1 pseudogene is annotated in these 309 nt (G+C 70.9%); it reads right to left on the bottom strand.

The annotated features are described in order from the left end of the window. Positions 1-309 (bottom strand): annotated as a pseudogene (locus tag TN53_RS43740) (ATP-binding protein); the annotation flags it as partial.

Genomic DNA, 309 nt, shown 5'->3' with positions numbered 1-309 from the left:
CAAAGCGTGCTGGCGGCGGGTGAGCGTTTGATGCATGCACACCAGCACCGCCGCCTGCGACTCGTCATGAACCCGCAGCAACGAGGCCGCGCCCTGGACCTGGAGGTTGCTGATCAGCTCCAGCACGCGGATCAGGGAGTCGGAGCCCTCCCAGCCAGGCTCGGCCGGCAGCGGGGGCCGCATACCCCGGCACAGTTCCTCGGCCGTCCACAGCAGACTCTTCTCCGCCGCCTGCGCGGCCTCGGCGATGCGCTCCAACTCGGCGTCGCGGGCCGCGTGCAAGGCGGTGGCCACCGCCTGAATGCGCAG

The organism is Streptomyces sp. WM6386, from assembly GCF_000972385.1.
Taxonomy (GTDB): Bacteria; Actinomycetota; Actinomycetes; order Streptomycetales; family Streptomycetaceae; genus Streptomyces.
Note: the sequence above shows the minus strand (reverse complement) of the source record. Positions and strands in the feature narration are given on the sequence as shown.